General features: G+C 75.8%; 11 protein-coding genes. 4 read left to right on the forward strand and 7 right to left on the reverse strand.

The genetic code is table 11. The features are described 5' to 3' along the window. Window positions 1-74 precede the first annotated feature (74 nt). On the reverse strand, window positions 75-1,205 hold the full coding sequence (locus ACVMYR_RS30240; RefSeq protein WP_396789051.1) for a PP2C family protein-serine/threonine phosphatase: 1,131 nt from the start codon (window positions 1,203-1,205) through the stop codon (window positions 75-77). Window positions 1,206-1,304: 99 nt separating this feature from the next. Between ACVMYR_RS30240 and ACVMYR_RS30245 the strand changes: the two genes are divergently transcribed. After that, window positions 1,305-1,946: a MarR family winged helix-turn-helix transcriptional regulator gene (locus ACVMYR_RS30245; RefSeq protein WP_077938578.1), complete on the forward strand. Its 642-nt coding sequence runs from the start codon at window positions 1,305-1,307 to the stop codon at window positions 1,944-1,946. 76 nt (window positions 1,947-2,022) lie between these two features. On the opposite strand, the gene ACVMYR_RS30250 is transcribed toward ACVMYR_RS30245, so the two are convergent. The 3 genes from ACVMYR_RS30250 to ACVMYR_RS30260 form a co-directional block, all read right to left on the reverse strand. Further along, window positions 2,023-3,042, reverse strand: a complete 1,020-nt coding sequence (locus tag ACVMYR_RS30250; protein ID WP_091281108.1) for a cobalamin B12-binding domain-containing protein — start codon at window positions 3,040-3,042, stop codon at window positions 2,023-2,025. After that, on the reverse strand, window positions 3,039-4,712 hold the full coding sequence (locus tag ACVMYR_RS30255) for a PP2C family protein-serine/threonine phosphatase (protein WP_457123417.1): 1,674 nt from the start codon (window positions 4,710-4,712) through the stop codon (window positions 3,039-3,041). Before ACVMYR_RS30255 ends, ACVMYR_RS30250 begins: the two co-directional genes overlap by 4 nt. 123 nt (window positions 4,713-4,835) lie before the next feature. Continuing rightward, a complete protein-coding gene (locus ACVMYR_RS30260; protein ID WP_176734244.1) occupies window positions 4,836-6,092 on the reverse strand; it encodes an ROK family transcriptional regulator in 1,257 nt (418 codons plus the stop codon). 49 nt (window positions 6,093-6,141) lie between these two features. Here ACVMYR_RS30260 and xylA point away from each other — a divergent pair, with 49 nt between their 5' ends. The 3 genes from xylA to ACVMYR_RS30275 are packed head-to-tail and all read left to right on the forward strand — an operon-like array spanning window position 6,142 to window position 10,241. Next, window positions 6,142-7,329: a xylose isomerase gene (gene xylA / locus ACVMYR_RS30265; RefSeq protein WP_077938580.1), complete on the forward strand. Its 1,188-nt coding sequence runs from the start codon at window positions 6,142-6,144 to the stop codon at window positions 7,327-7,329. A 10-nt stretch (window positions 7,330-7,339) separates the two neighbouring features. Next, complete coding sequence (gene xylB, locus ACVMYR_RS30270; protein WP_077938581.1) at window positions 7,340-8,782, forward strand: xylulokinase; 1,443 nt, start codon at window positions 7,340-7,342, stop codon at window positions 8,780-8,782. Between the two features lie 34 nt (window positions 8,783-8,816). Next, complete coding sequence (locus ACVMYR_RS30275; RefSeq protein WP_077938582.1) at window positions 8,817-10,241, forward strand: MFS transporter; 1,425 nt, start codon at window positions 8,817-8,819, stop codon at window positions 10,239-10,241. Between the two features lie 350 nt (window positions 10,242-10,591). On the opposite strand, the gene ACVMYR_RS30280 is transcribed toward ACVMYR_RS30275, so the two are convergent. The 3 genes from ACVMYR_RS30280 to ACVMYR_RS30290 all read right to left on the reverse strand — a co-directional run bounded on the left by ACVMYR_RS30280 (window position 10,592) and on the right by ACVMYR_RS30290 (window position 14,482). After that, window positions 10,592-12,268 (reverse strand): glycoside hydrolase family 13 protein, encoded by a 1,677-nt coding sequence (locus ACVMYR_RS30280; RefSeq protein WP_396789162.1) that lies wholly within the window; start codon window positions 12,266-12,268, stop codon window positions 10,592-10,594. Between the two features lie 99 nt (window positions 12,269-12,367). Further along, a complete protein-coding gene (locus ACVMYR_RS30285; protein WP_396789048.1) occupies window positions 12,368-13,456 on the reverse strand; it encodes a LacI family DNA-binding transcriptional regulator in 1,089 nt (362 codons plus the stop codon). 60 nt (window positions 13,457-13,516) lie between these two features. Then, a complete protein-coding gene (locus ACVMYR_RS30290) occupies window positions 13,517-14,482 on the reverse strand; it encodes a carbohydrate ABC transporter permease (protein WP_043966147.1) in 966 nt (321 codons plus the stop codon).

Here is a 14,482-nt window from a genome sequence, read left to right on the forward strand (position 1 = left end):
GATGTGCGGCCGGGGCGCGTACCGGACGTGGGGTGTCCCGGGCCGGCGTCGCGCCGACCCGGGCACCGGGCCGGTCAGGGCTGCGGGCCCGTCCAGTCGAGGCAGACCACCACCGCGTCGTCGACCAGGTCACCGGCGACGAACGCCCGCAGATCGCCGATCAGCGACCGCACCGCGTCCAGCGGCTCCATCGGGCCGGTCCGGCGCAGGAACCGGTCCAGCGCGGTCTCGCCGTACCGGACGTTCTGCCCGGTCGCCTCGACCACGCCGTCGCTGAGCACGAAGAGCCGGTCGCCGCGGCGCAGCGTGAACTGCTGCTCCCGGTAGTCGGTGCCGTCGAACATGCCGAGCGGGAACTGCGCCTCCAGCGGCTGCTCCACCACCTCCCCGCCGCGCAGCAGCACCAGCCGCGGCGAGCCCGCGTCGACCACCGTCATCACGCCGCCGGCCAGGTCCAGCTCCAGCAGCAGCGCCGAGACGTGCTGCTCGCCCCGGTGCAGCGCGTACACGGCCTGGTCGGCGAGGGCGGCCTGGTCGGCCAGGCCCAGTCCCGCCCGGCGGGCGTTGCGCAGGGCGTGCGTGGCCAGGGCGGTCAGCACGGAGGCCTGCACCCCCTCGCCCATCCCGTTGATCGTCGACAGCCACAGCCGGTGCCCGTCGTCGGACCAGTCGAAGCTGTCGCCCCGCACCGCGTACGCCGGTTCGAGCTGGCCGGCGAGGCTGAAGGACGGGCGGATCCGGCTGCGCCCGGGCAGCAGCTCCCACTGCATCTCGGCGGCGAGGGTGAGCCGGCGGCTGCGGCGGGCGGCCCGGTAGACGTCCGTGCCCTCGTTCACGGCGACCAGCTCGTGGCCCAGCGCGGTGGCCACCCCGAGCAGCTCGCCCACGGCGGCCGGATCGCCGGGCAGCGGCGACACCCGGAGCACCCCCCGCCGGTCGCCGCGCATGCTGACCGGGAGGTAGCCGGTCCGCTCGGTGACGATCGGCTCCTGGTGGTCGAAGCAGCGCCAGGCGGGGTGCCCCGGGCCCTCGATCGGTTCACCCTCGGTGAGCGGCAGCAGCGCCGAGAGGCGGTAGTCGACCTGGAAGAGTTCGACCTCCGTGATCCCGTACGACCGCAGGAGTTCCCCGGCGAGCCGGTCGACCAGCAGGTCGGCGGGCGCCTCGGTCAGGGTACGACGGGCCCGGTCTTCCGCACCGCTCATCGTCACTCCTCTGTTCGGAGGGGCCGGCGACCAGGGACGCCGGGTAGTCTCTTGCCCAACATGACCGAAGAACACGGTCCGCACGGACCAGAAGCGAGTATGGCCGCCGCCCTCGACGCGGCGGCCGGCACCCTGCTCACGGTCTTCGAGGCGGCGCGCGAGCGCACCACCAGCCGGCTCTCCGGGGCGCAACTGCGCGCCGTCATGGTGGTCGAGCAGCACGACGGGATCAACCTGCGTCGGCTGGCCACGCTGCTCGACATGCTGCTCTCCTCGGCCAGCCGGCTCTGCGACCGGCTCGTGGCGGCGGGCATGCTGGAGCGCGAGCCGGGCCGGTCCGACCGGCGGGAGATCTCCCTGCACCTCACCCAGGAGGCCGAGAAGCTCCTCGCCGAGCTGCGGGCCGACCGCCGGCAGCGGCTGGCGGCGATCCTGTCCGGGATGACCCCCGAGGGGCGGCAGGCCCTGCTCGGCGGGCTCCAGGAGTTCGACGAGGTCGCCCGGCTGCGGCACCCGCCGGAGCCGCCGACGGCGGAGTTAGCCGCCGAGGCCCGGCCGGACGAGTGGACTCCGCCGCCCGGACAGGGCTGGCCGGCGGGGGAGCACCCGGCCGGGTGGGCGACCGGGGGCGTGCCGCGCGGCCGACCGGCGACGGACTCGGCCCCGGGCGGCTGGCCCGGCGACGCCACCGCGGGCGGCGGCTGGTCGGCCGGCGACCCGCAGGTGGCCCGCACCGCCTGACCCCGCACCGCCCGACGCGGCGCGCCTCCTCCAGCACGGCAGGTGTTAGGAGGGGGCCCTTCCTATACAGAAAGCGTTAACAGGGGGCCCTTCCTTGCATCTCGCGGGCCCAGCGCAGGTGCTCGCACGCGCGGGGGTGGTCGGCCAGGACGGTGCCGCAGGCCGCCAGCACGGCGTCCAGGAGCGGCTCGCGGCCCTCGCCCCGGGCCGCCAGCACGCCGGCCTGCCACGTCGTGTGGTCGAGCAGGAGCTGCGGATCGCCGACCCGGATCGCGGCGGCCAGCGCGTCCACCAGGTGCCCGACGGCGGCGGCGAACTGGTCGGCCTCCGCCTCGGGCGGTGCCACCGCGCGCAGGGCGAACTGCACGACGTCGCGTCGTCGGCGCAGCACCGCGGCGTACTCGTCGCCGCCCACCGCGGGCGGCGGGCCGGTGTGCCCGGCGAAGAGGTCCGTCTCCAGCAGCCGGGCCGCGTCGCGGGCGGACGCGCCCCACGCCGCCGCCCCCACGGCGGCGGCCCACCGGCCGTCGGGGCCGAACCCCGGGCCGCCGGCGACCACCGGGACCCCGGCCGAGCGGCACGCCTCGATCGTGCGCCCGGCCCGGACCAACCGGCTCGGCTGCACGCAGCTCAGCAGCACCGCGTCCGGCCCGGTCTGGTGCAGGTAGGAGACCAGGTGGCGGGCGGGGACGCTGGCGCCGAGGAAGGTCACCCGCCAGCCCGCGGCGCGGACCACCTCGGCGACGATGCGGGCGGCCAGCGCGTGCCACTCGCCCTCCACGCAGGCCAGCACCACGTGGCCGCGCGCCGGCCGGCCGGTGGTCCGCGCGCCGACGGCGGCGACGACCAGCTCGCTGACGTGCGTGGCGGCGTGCTCCTGGGCGACGCTCCACCGCCCGGCCGACCAGCGCAGGCCGATCTCCCGCTGCGCCACGGCCACCACGTCCACCAGGACGTCCGCGACGCTGGCCCCGGCGTCGAGCAGGTCGAGGGCGAGTTCGACGGCCGCCGGGTGGTCGGCGGCGTCCAGGCAGGCGAGGTACGCCTCGACCGCCGCCGCCCCCGGCCCGGCGGCGACGGGGGACGCGGTCGTCACCGGCCGCCCGCCCGCACGGCGAGCATCGCGATGTCGTCGTGGGCCTGCCCGTCGAGCCACTCGTCGACGAGCTGGAGCACCCGGTCGACCAGGGCGGCGGGCGGCAGCCCGGCCCCCGACGCGACCGCCCGGCGCAGCCGCTCGTCGCCGAACATGTCGACCTCGCCCGCGCCGCCCCGGGCCTCGGTCACCCCGTCGGTGTAGGCGAGCAGCACCTCGCCGGGGGCGAGGCGGACCTCCGTCTCGGCGAACCGGGGGGTGGCGAGCGCCCCGATCGGCATGCCACCCACCCGGACCTGCTCGACGGTGCGGTCGGCCCGGACGACCAGCGGCGACGGGTGGCCGCCGCCCGCGACGCGGACCAGCAGGCCCCCGTCGGACCGGGGCGTGAGGGTGCCGAGCAGGACGGTGGTGAAGTGGCTGCGCCGGGCGGCGTCCGGCGCGTCGAACAGGGCCCGGTTGAGCAGCCGCATCAGCTCCAGCGGGCGCTGCTCGACCAGGCGCAGCGTCTGGAGGGACTGGCGGACGCGGCCGGTGAGCACGGCCGCCCCGACGCCCTTGCCGCAGACGTCGCCGAGGGCGAACAGCGCGCCGTCGGCGGTGGGGAAGACCTCGTAGAAGTCCCCGCCGATGCGCAGGCTGTCACCGGCCGCCCGGTAGCCGCCGGCGAGGGTGATGCCGCCGATCGTGGGCAGCTCGGGCGGCAGGAGGCTGTGCTGCAGCACCCGCGCCAGGTGGGCCTGCTCGCCGTAGAGCTCGGCGGTGGCCAGGGCGGCCCCCGCCCGCGCCGCGAACTCCCGGGCCAGCTCGATCTCCCGGGCGTCGAAGCCGGGTCGCCCGGCCCGCCGGATGAGCACCAGCGCCCCGGCGGCGCCGGCCGCGCCGAGCATCGGGCTGACCAGGACGGTGCCGGGCCGCCCGAAGCCCGCCGGCAGCACGGCACCGAGGTCGGCCAGCTCGGCGTCGAGCCAGGGGCTCGGCTCGGCGTGGTCACCGGCGAGCGCCTCGGCGAGGCCGGGCACTGCCAGGGGCAGGCCCGCCGGCGCGACCCCGGCCGTCGGGCCCCGGTCGCCCTCGGCGTACCGGAGCCAGTGCGGGGCGTCCCCGGCCGGGGGCGGCGGGCGGTGCACGACCAGCGCCGCGTCCGCGAGGTACGGCACCGGGAGGGTGGCCGCGGCCCGCAGGGTCTGCTCGCGGTGCAGGGAGAGCCCGAGCCGGCTGCCGGCCTTGGCCAGGAACGTGGTGCGCGACCGCTCGGCCAGCAGGGCGTCGGTGCGGGCGCGCTCCTCGGTGACGTCGCGCACGTACCAGGCGAACCGGCCGCCCCGCAGCGCGCGGCGGACACCGTGCAACCGCCGGCCGTGGTGCTCGGCGTCGAACGTGTCCGCGCCGGCCGCCGCCGCCCCGGCCAGCGCGGACACCGCGCACCCGGCCAGCTCGCCGCCCGGCGCGAGCTCCGGCAGCAACTCGCCCGCCATCGCGTTGAGCAGGGTGACCACGCCGGCGTGGTCGGTGGTGACGACCGCCTCGGCGAGCCCGTCCAGCAGCTCCCGGGCCAGGCCGGAGTCGGCCGGGAGCGGGGGCTCGGCGGGGCGTCGGTGCGTCGGGCGGGACGCCTGCCCGCCGCCGCTGACCGGCCCGGCGAGACCGCCCCGTCGGATGGTCGTCACGGCCGGGCGCCGGTCGGAGGCGCTGTGTGCATGCTGGTCGTGCGCTCCTCCGCTGCCGAGAACTTGCCTTCGGGCAAGGGTACCGAGGGGCTCCGACGGTCGCCCATCGAGCGGAAGGGGAGGTCAGCCCTGTCGGGTCAGCCAGCCGACCGGTTCGGCGACGATCCGGCGGACGACCGAGCCGGCCGCGCCGACCACGGCGGCCTCGGGGCCGAGTGTCGACGGGCGTACGGTGACCGGCGCCCAGCCGGCGGTGAGCACCCGCCGGGACACCTCGGCCAGCACCGCCGGCCGCAGCCAGGGGGTGAGGAGCGCGTAGCCGCCCCCGAGGACCACGGTGTCCAGGTCCAGCAGGTTCACCACGCCCGCCACCGCGACCCCGAGGGCCTGCCCCGCCTCGGCCAGCGCCGCCAGGGCGGCGGGGTGGCCGGCGGCGGCGAGGTCGGCCAGCCGCGCGGCGGCCGTGTCCGCCGGCAGGTCCGCCCGGTCCAGCCCGGCGGCGGCGAGCACGGCCTCCTGGCCCGCGTACTGCTCCAGGCAGCCCCGGCCGCCGCAGCGGCAGGGCCGCCCCTGCGGCTGGACGGGGATGTGACCGATCTCGCCGCTCCACCCGCGTACCCCCCGGAACAGCGCGCCGTCGAGAACGATCCCGGCACCGATGCCCACCTCGCCGGAGACGTGCAGGAAGCTCGCCGGCCCGGTCGGGTCGGCGTGCAGCTCGCCCACGGCGGCCAGATTGGCCTCGTTGTCGACGACCAGCGGCGGGACCCCGGGCACCGGCCCGGCCAGCGGCGGGTGGCCGGCCAGCAGCTCGGGCACGGCCACGTCCCGCCAGCCGAGGTTCGGGGCGAGCCGGACCAGCCCGGCGTCGCCGACCAGGCCGGGCACGGCGAGGGCCACCCCGGCCAGGGTGAGGCCCTGCCCCTCGGCGTCGGCCCGCGCCTCGGCGGCCAGCGTGACGAGCCGGGCGAGGGCGTCGGCGGGGGAGACCGGGCGCAGGTCGGCGCGGCGCACCGTGTGGTGCCGGACCTCGCCGGCCAGGTCGACCACGCAGGCGGCCAGGTAGTCGACGTTGATCTCCAGCCCGAGGCCGGCGGGGCCGGACCCGGCCAGCACCAGCCCGCGCGCCGGCCGGCCGGCCCCGGCGCGCGGCGCGGGCTCCGACTCGGCGACCAGCCGGCCGGCGATGAGGTCGTCGACGACGGCCGAGACGGTGGCCCGGGTGAGGCCGGTCGAGGCGGCCACGTCGGCCCGCGACGGTGGGCGGGGCGCGGCGGCGATCCGGCCGAGCACCACGGCGAGGTTCAGCTCGCGCAGGCTGCCCTGGCGGACCGCCCCGGGGACAGGGGCGGGGCGGGTCACCCCTTGACAGTGCCACATGCCCGCCAAATAATTCAACCACTGAACAAATAGCTACCGGAGGTCTGCCATGGCACCCCGTCCCACCCCCGCCGACAAATTCTCCTTCGGCCTCTGGACGGTGGGCTGGCAGGCCCGCGACCCGTTCGGCGACGCCACCCGCGGTGAGCTGGACGCCGTCGAGGCCGTGCACAAGCTCGCCGAGCTGGGCGCGTACGGGATCACCTTCCACGACGACGACCTGATCCCGTTCGGCGCGGACTCCGCCGCCCGCGACGCCCAGATCGCCCGGTTCCGCAAGGCCCTCGACGAGACCGGCCTGGTCGTGCCGATGGTCACCACCAACCTGTTCACCCACCCGGTGTTCAAGGACGGCGGCTTCACCAGCAACGACCGCGACGTGCGGCGGTACGCGCTGCGCAAGGTACTGCGCAACGTCGACCTCGCCGCCGAGCTGGGCGCCAAGACGTTCGTCATGTGGGGCGGCCGCGAGGGCTCCGAGTACGACCTGGCCAAGGACATCCGCGCGGCGCTGGACCGCTACCGCGAGGGCGTCGACCTGCTCTGCGAGTACGTCGTCGACCGCGGCTACGACCTGCGCTTCGCCATCGAGCCGAAGCCGAACGAGCCGCGCGGCGACATCCTGCTGCCCACCGTCGGCCACGCGCTGGCGTTCATCTCCACCCTGGCCCGCCCCGAGATGGTCGGCCTCAACCCCGAGGTCGGCCACGAGCAGATGGCCGGGCTCAACTACGCCCACGGCATCGCCCAGGCGCTGTGGCAGGGCAAGCTGTTCCACCTCGACCTCAACGGCCAGCGCGGCATCAAGTACGACCAGGACCTGGTCTTCGGCCACGGCGACCTGATGAACGCGTTCGCCCTGGTGGACCTGCTGGAGAACGGCGGCCCCGACGGCGGGCCGGCCTACGACGGCCCCCGCCACTTCGACTACAAGCCCTCGCGCACCGAGGACTTCACCGGCGTGTGGGCCTCGGCCGAGGCGAACATGCGCACCTACCTGCTGCTCAAGGAGCGGGCCGCCGCGTTCCGGGCCGACCCGGAGGTGGCCGAGGCCCTCGCCGCGAGCCGCGTCGGCGACCTGTCCATCCCGACCGTCGCCGACGGCGAGGGCTACGCCGGGCTGCTCGCCGACCGTTCCGTCTTCGAGGAGTACGACGTCGACGCCGCCGCCGCGCGGGGCTTCCACTTCGTCCGGCTCAACCAGCTGGCCGTCGAGCACCTGCTCGGCGCTCGCTGAGGCCGCCGCCATGCCCCTGGTCGCCGGGTTCGACTCGTCCACCCAGTCCTGCAAGCTGGTGATCCGCGACGCGGAGACCGGGGCGCTGGTGCGCTCCGGCCGCGCCGCCCACCCCGACGGCACCGAGGTCGACCCGGCGGCCTGGTGGGCGGCGCTGGAGGCCGCCGTGGCGCAGGCCGGCGGCCTGGCCGACGTCGCCGCCGTCTCCGTCGCCGGTCAGCAGCACGGCATGGTCTGTCTCGACGCGTCGGGCGAGGTGGTCCGCCCGGCGCTGCTGTGGAACGACACCCGCTCCGCCGGTGCCGCCGCCGACCTGATCGAGGAGGCCGGCGGCGGCGAGGCCGGCGGGCGGTTCTGGGCCGACGCCGTCGGCGTCGTCCCGGTGGCCAGCTTCACCGCCACCAAGCTGCGCTGGCTGGCCCGGCACGAGCCGGCCAACGCCGACCGGGTCGCCGCCGTCTGCCTGCCGCACGACTGGCTGACCTGGCGGCTGGCCGGCGCGCCCGGCCTGGACGCGCTGCGCACCGACCGCAGCGACGCCAGCGGCACCGGCTACTGGTCGCCGGCCACCGGCGAATACCGGTTCGACCTGCTTGAACGCGCCTTCGGTCGGCGGCTGGAGGTGCCCGTCGTGCTCGGGCCGACCCAGTCCGCCGGGGCCCTCGACCCGGCGGCACTCGCCGCCGGCGGGGGGCCGGGCGGGGCGCTGCTCGGGCCGGGGGCCGGCGACAACGCCGCCGCCGCGTTCGGCGTCGGGGCCCGCCCCGGCGACGTGGTCGTCTCCATCGGCACCTCCGGCACCGTGTTCAGCGTCGCCGACGCGCCGACGGCCGACCCGACCGGCACCGTCGCCGGGTTCGCCGACGTGACCGGCCGCTATCTCCCGCTGGTCTGCACGCTCAACGCGGCCCGGGTGCTCGACGCGGCGGCCACCATGCTCGGGGTCGACCTCGACACCCTGTCCGACCTTGCCCTGTCCGCCCCGCCCGGCGCGGACGGCCTGGTGATGGTCCCCTACCTGGAGGGGGAGCGGACCCCGAACCGGCCGTCGGCCACCGGGTCGGTGCACGGGCTCACCCTGCGCACCTCCACCCCGGCGCACCTGGCCCGTGCCGCGGTCGAGGGGATGCTCTGCGCGCTCGCCGACGGCCTCGACGCGCTGACCGCGCAGGGCTGCCGGGCCGAGCGGGTGATCCTGGTCGGCGGCGGGGCCCGGTCGGCGGCGGTGCGTCGCATCGCGCCGCAGGTCTTCGGCCGCCCGGTGGTCGTGCCGCCGCCCGGGGAGTACGTGGCCGACGGGGCCGCCCGCCAGGCAGCCTGGCTGGCCCTGGGCGGGCAGGACGCGCCCGACTGGTCGCCGGCCGGCACCCAGGAGTACGCGGCCGACGGCGTCGCGGCCGTCCGCGAGCGGTACGCGGCGGCCCGCGACCGGGTGCTCGACCGGCCCGCCTGACGGGGGCCGACCCGGCAGCGGGCATGCTGGGTCGGTGACGGGTCGGTCGGTGGTACGGCGGCGGGGCTGGGGCGGTAGCGCGGCGCACCGGTCGTACAGCGTGCTGGTGTTCGTGCTGCTCGCCTCGCTGGACAACGTGGCGATCGGCCTCGTCCCGCCGCTGTACGGCCCGATCTCCGGCTCGCTCGGCGTGTCCCAGCGCCTGCTCGGGCTGGTCACCGCCGTCAGCTTCCTGGTCAGCGCGGTCGCCGCCGTCGGTTGGGCGTACGTCGGCGACCGCACCGACCGCAAGCCGCTGCTGATGGTCGGCACCCTGGTGTGGGCGGCCGGCACCGGCGGCAGCGCGCTGGCGCAGGGCTACCCGGCGTTCCTGGCGGCCCAGCTCGTCGCGGCGGTCGGCCTCGGCGCGGTCGGTTCGGTCGGCTTCTCCGTGGTCACCGACCTCATCTCGCCGCGTCGCCGAGGGCTGGTGATGAGCTTCTGGGGGCTGTCCCAGGGCGTCGGCACCCTGGCCGGGACGCTCGTCGGCGGCCTGCTCGGTGCCGCCGACTGGCGGCGGCCGTTCTGGCTGCTCACCGTGGTCGGGCTGGCGGCCACGGCGGCGTACCTGTTCACGTACGACATCCGGCGCGGGCAGAGCGAGCCGGAGCTGGCCGGCGCGCTTGCCGGCGGCGCGGAGTACGACTACCGGATCACCCGCGCCGACCTGCCGGGCATCCTGGCCCGGCGGACGAACCGCTGGCTGGTCCTGCAGGGGCTGACCGCCCAGGCGGCCTTCGGGTCGCTGGTCTGGCTACCGGTGCTGTTCGCCCAGCGGGCGCAGGCCCAGGGCTACTCGGCGGCGACGGCCGTCGTCGTCGGCAGCGTCTTCGCCACCCTGTTCCAGCTCGGCGGGGTGCTCTCCATCGTCGGCGGGCTGGTGGGTGACGCCGTGCAGCGGCGTACGCCCCGGGGCCGGGCGCTGGTCGCGGCGGTGGGCATCCTCGCGGCCCTGCCGTTCTACCTGGTCCTGTTCTTCGTGCCGTTGCGCATCGACGTGCCCGACGGCGGCTCCACCGGCGCGGTGGTCGGCGCGGTGCTGGCCAGCGTCGTGACCGAGCCGACGGTCGGGCTGAGCCTGCTCACCGCCGTCTTCGCGCTGGCGCTGACGTCGGCGAATTCGCCGAACTGGTTCGCCCTCATCGCCGACGTCAACCCGCCCGAGCACCGGGGCACCGTCTACAGCCTCGGCAACCTGGTCAACGGGGTCGGCCGGGCGGCCGGCAACGGGCTGGTCGGGGTGGCCTTCCACGCGCTGCGGGCGGCGTTCCCGCCGCCGCTGAACTACGCCGTCGGGCTGGCCGTGTTCCAGCTCTTCTTCGTGCCGACGGGCGTCATGTACTGGCTGGCCTCCCGCACCTCGCCCCGCGACATCGACGCCGTGCGGACCCTGCTGCACGAGCGCGCCGAACGCCTGTAGGACGCGGTCGCGGCGGGCTTCCGGCGTGTGCGCCTTCACTCACGGCGGGCTCCCGGCCAGGGATCCTCCGCCGCATAGGGAGCTGATGTCATAGATGACTCAGGGGCCCGTGCAGCCCCGGCTGCGCCCATCCGTTGCTTCTGCCCCGCTCGTCCCGCCTGCCGCGCGTCCCCGTTCCGCCCCGCCTCACCGGTCGGCGGGGCGGGGCGGAACGGGGGTGAGTCATCTACGACATCAGCTCCCTACGCGGCGACAGAGCCCCCAGCACCCGCCGGATCGCCCTGCGACGCCAGCGGAGCACCCGGTGCGCGGCAGGCCAGGCCGGGCCGGGCCGGGTGGGGTGGCGGGGATCAGGCGGGGCGGAACCAGACGGTGACGTCCTGGCCGACGGTGCCGTCGTCGGGCAGCGGGGCGCTGGCGTGCAGCACCTGCGCCCCGGCCGGCACCGGCACCGGCGTCGCGCCAAAGTTCGTCAGCACGGTGACGTCGCCGTTGCGGAAGCTCACCACCTCGTCGCCCGAGGCCAGCCAGTAGAGGCTGCCCCGGCCGAGCCCGTGCTCGCGGCGCAGCCGCAGCGCGGTGCGGTACAGCTCGTACGTCGAGCCGGGCACGTCGCGCTGCCGGTCGAGCGCGTACTCGGCCCACGACGGCGGCTGGGGCAGCCAACTCGCGTCGGTCGGCCCGAAGCCGTACGACGGGGCGTCGGCCTCCCACGGGATCGGCACCCGGCAGCCGTCCCGGCCGCGCTCGGTGTGCCCGCTGCGCTCCCAGGTCGGGTCCTGCCGCACCTCGTCGGGGAGCGTCATGTGCTCCGGCAGGCCCAGCTCCTCGCCCTGGTAGAGATAGGCCGAGCCGGGCAGGGCCAGCATCAGCAGGGTGGCCGCCCGGGCCCGGCGCAGGCCCAGCGCGGCGTCGGGCTGCGGGTCGCCGATGCCGATGCCGTTCGGGCGGGGGGCGCCGACGGGCAGGCCGAGGCGGGAGGCGTGCCGGACCACGTCGTGGTTGGACAGCACCCACGTGGTGGGCGCGCCGACGGCGTCGGTGGCCTCCAGCGAGCGGGTGATCACCGCGTACTGGGCGGGTGCGGTCCAGGACGCGGTGAGGTACTCGAAGTTGAACGCCTGGTGCATCTCGTCGGGCCGCACGTAGCGGGCCAGCCGCTCGGCCGGCTCCACCCACGCCTCGGCGACCAGGATCCGCTGGCCGTCGTACGAGTCGAGCAGGCGACGCCAGTCCCGGTAGACCTCGTGGACGCCGTCCTGGTCCCACATCGGCGGGCGGGGCTTGTCGACCTCGCTGCCGGAGAGGATCTCCTGCGGCTCCTGCCAGTTCGCCAGGTCGGCCTGCTTGATCAGGCCGTGCGCCACGTCCACCCGGAAGCCGTCGACGCCCCGGTCGAGCCAGAACCGCAGCACGTCGAGGAACTCGGCGCGGACCTCCGGGTTGTCCCAGTTCAGGTCGGGCTGCCCGGGGTCGAACAGGTGCAGGTACCACTGGCCGGGCCGGCCGTCGGGCTCGGTGACCCGGGTCCACGCGGGGCCGCCGAAGACGCTGGTCCAGTCGTTGGGCGGCTGGTCGCCGTCGGGCCCGAGGCCGTCGCGGAAGACGTACCGGGCGCGCTCGGGGCTGCCCGGGGCGGCGGCGAGGGCCGCGGTGAACCAGCGGTGCGCCGACGACGTGTGGTTGGGCACGAGGTCGACGATGACCCGTAGCCGGCGGGCGTGCGCCTCGGCGATCAGCCGGTCGGCGTCGGCGAGCCGCCCGAACAGCGGGTCCACGTCGCGGTAGTCGGCCACGTCGTACCCGGCGTCGGCCTGTGGCGACGGGTAGAACGGCGACAGCCAGACCGCGTCCACGCCCAGCTCGACGAAGTGGTCGAGGCGGGCGGTGATGCCCGGCAGGTCGCCGATGCCGTCACCGTTCGCGTCGGCGAACGAGCGCGGGTAGATCTGGTAGATCACTGCCTCGGTCCACCAGTCGGTGGTGGGGCCGGTGGACTGCTGCTGTGGGGTCGCGTCGGTGTTCAGGGCCTTCTCCCGTGTGTCGAAGCCGTCCCGGTCATGGTTCCCCGGTGGCACGCGGACGAACCCGTCCAGTCTGCCCGGTGCCGGGCGGACGGCCCGCGTTCAGTCGGCCCGGGGCGGGGCGGTCGAGTCGCGTACCACGAGGCGGGTGGGCAGGATCAGCGGCGCGGCGGACGGCCCGGCCGGGCCGAGCCCGCGCGGGCCGGGCACGAGCGGCCCGGGCACGAGCGGGCCGGCCGGCGGCGGGAGGTCCCGGCCGCCGAGCGGGTCGAGCAGGATGCGGGCCGCGAGCCGGCCCTGCTCCGCCGCCGGCTGGGCGATCGTGCTCAGCCCGAGCACCCCGGACAGGTCGTGGTCGTCGATGCCGATGACGCTGACGTCCTGCGGGACCCGCAGGCCCGCGTCGCGCAGCGCGCTCATCGCGCCCATGGCCATCTCGTCGCAGGCGGCGAAGATGGCGGTCGGTGGCTCGCCCCGGGCGAGCAGCTCGATGGTGGCCTGCTCGCCGCCGTCGATGGTGAACTGCGACTCGACGTCCAGGCACGGGTCGGGCTCGATGCCGGCGGAGCGCAGCGCCTCCTGGTAGCCCCGGCGCCGGTCCAGGTGGGTGGTGAAGGCCAGCTCGTCGTCCGGGTCGCCGGAGATGTGCGCGATCCGGCGGTGGCCCAGGTCGAGCAGGTGTCGGGTGGCGGTCCGCGCGGCGGCCACGTCGTCGATGCGTACGCAGGGCCAGCCGGGCACCCCGCTGCCGGAGCTGATGGTCACGCCAGGCAGGTCCAGCACGGTGAGCGCGGCCAGCTCGGCCCGGCGCAGCGGGGTGGCGACCAGCATCACGGCGTCCACCCGCTTGTGCAGGTTGGCGGTGCCCAGCACCCGCTGGCGGGTGCGTTCCCGGCCGCCGAGGTTGTAGAGCAGCAGGTCGTAGCCGGACTCGTGCAGGGTCTCCTCGACGGCCTCGACCACGGTGCCGAAGAACCAGCGGGTGATCCGGGGGACGATCACGGCCACGGTGGCGGTTCGCCCGCCGGCGAGCCGCGACGCGCTCGGCGAGACCGCGTACTGGAGCTGCTCGGCGGCGGCGAGGACCCGGCGGCGGGTGGCCGCGGAGACCGTCGGCAGGCCGCGCAGGGCCCGCGAGACGGTGGCGGTGGAGACCCCGGCCAGGCGGGCGACATCATCGATCTTGGTCATGGATTCCCGCTCCGGCCCGGACCGCCGCCGCCCGGGAACGCGGGCGGCGGCGGTCGCGAGTCAGCCCTTGACGCTGCCGGCGAGCAGGCCGCGCACGAAGTATCGCTGGAGCGACAGGAACACGATCAGCGGTACGACGATCGAGACGAACGCGCCCGAGGTCAGCCGCTGCCACTCGTTGCCCCGGCTGCCGGCCATCTCGGCCAGCCGCACGGTCAGCGGGGCGGTCTCGCTGCTGCCCCCGGCGAAGATCAACGCGACCAGCAGGTCGTTCCAGACCCAGAGGAACTGGAAGATGCCGAAGGCCGCCAGGGCCGGGGTGATCAGCGGCAGGACGATGGTGCGGAAGATCTTGGGGTGGGTTGCCCCGTCGACCCGGGCCGCCTCCATCAGGTCCTTGGGGAGCTGCGCGATGAAGTTGTGCAGCAGGAAGACGGCGAACGGCAGCGCGAAGCAGGTGTGCGCGAACCACACCTGCGCGAACTTCTGCTCGTCGACCAGGTCCCAGGCGGGCATGAGGGTCACCCCGCCGAGGGTCACGCCGGTGGAGAAGAACTTCAGCAGCGGCACCAGCGCCATCTGGAGCGGGACGATCTGCAACGCGAAGATCGCGATGTACGCCCAGTCCCGGCCCCGGAAGTTGATCCACGCCAGCGCGTACGCCGCCAGCGACGCGAACGCGATCGGGAACAGCACCGACGGGATGGTGATCGCCAGCGAGTTGATGAAGTAGTTGGCCAACTGCCCCGACGACGAGGAGCGTCCGAACAGCACCTCCTGGTAGTTCTCCAGGGTGAACTGCGGGTTGGTGAAGAACGTCCACCAGCCCGTGGTCTTGATCTCGTTCTCCGGCCGGAACGAGGAGACGAACAGGCCGAAGGTGGGGATCGTCCAGAACACCGCGATGACGATCGAGATCAGCGTCGCCGTGCGGCTGTTGAGCCGCTTGCGGACCCGGCCGGCGGTGGTGGTGGTCTTTCCGGTGGCCTGTGCCCCGGCGGGGAGCGTGGGCGTCGTGGTGGTCAT

The organism is Micromonospora sp. PTRAS2, from assembly GCF_054052245.1.

Coding starts and splice junctions, on each gene's coding strand:
- ACVMYR_RS30260 (WP_176734244.1), bottom strand. CDS start 6,092: ATGTGGCACTGTCAAGGGGTGACCCGCCCCGCCCCTGTCCCCGGGGCG.
- xylA (WP_077938580.1), top strand. CDS start 6,142: ATGGCACCCCGTCCCACCCCCGCCGACAAATTCTCCTTCGGCCTCTGG.
- ACVMYR_RS30285 (WP_396789048.1), bottom strand. CDS start 13,456: ATGACCAAGATCGATGATGTCGCCCGCCTGGCCGGGGTCTCCACCGCC.
- xylB (WP_077938581.1), top strand. CDS start 7,340: ATGCCCCTGGTCGCCGGGTTCGACTCGTCCACCCAGTCCTGCAAGCTG.
- ACVMYR_RS30290 (WP_043966147.1), bottom strand. CDS start 14,482: ATGACCACCACGACGCCCACGCTCCCCGCCGGGGCACAGGCCACCGGA.
- ACVMYR_RS30245 (WP_077938578.1), top strand. CDS start 1,305: ATGGCCGCCGCCCTCGACGCGGCGGCCGGCACCCTGCTCACGGTCTTC.
- ACVMYR_RS30240 (WP_396789051.1), bottom strand. CDS start 1,205: ATGAGCGGTGCGGAAGACCGGGCCCGTCGTACCCTGACCGAGGCGCCC.